1 protein-coding gene is annotated in these 595 nt (G+C 74.5%); it reads left to right on the top strand.

The window, feature by feature from the left end:
• The coding region (locus KUM32_RS40050; RefSeq protein ID WP_254406760.1) for a condensation domain-containing protein at nt 1-595 on the top strand (595 nt) is incomplete at both ends.

Below are 595 nucleotides of genomic sequence, written 5' to 3'. Positions count from 1 at the left end.
GGGCCGAGTCCGGCGCGGCCGTACGGGTGGCGCTGACCGACGGGGCCACCCGCCGACTGGAGCGTCTGGCCAGGGACGCCGGGGTGACGGCGGGCACCGTGGTGCAGGCCGCCTGGGCGCTGCTGCTGGCCCGCCTCACAGGCCGCGACGAGGTCGTCTTCGGCACCACGGTCTCCGGGCGACCGCCGGAGCTGCCCGGCGTGGAGGCGATGAACGGCCTGTTCATCACCACCCTGCCCACCCGGTTGGCCGTCCCCCGCGAGGGCACCCTGACGGACTGGCTGCGCCGGGTACAAGAGGCGCAGAGCGAGGACCGGCGGTTCGACTTCCTCCCGCTGCCCCGGCTGCGCGCGCTGACCGGGCTCCCGGAGCGGGCCGCGCTGTTCGACAGCATCGTCGTGTTCGAGAACTACCCGGTGGACGACGCCCTGGCCGCCGCGCACGGGCTGCGGCTGAGCGGGCTTGAGGGCATCGAGACCACCAACTACCCGCTGAGCCTGGTGGCCTATCCCGGCGCCCGGCTCGCACTGCGCGTGGGCTACGACGCGCGGTTGTTCGACGCCGGCACCGCCGAGCGGATCGGCGAGTACCTGAC

The sequence above is a fragment of the Streptomyces sp. AC627_RSS907 genome (assembly GCF_019049165.1).
Note: the sequence above shows the minus strand (reverse complement) of the source record. Positions and strands in the feature narration are given on the sequence as shown.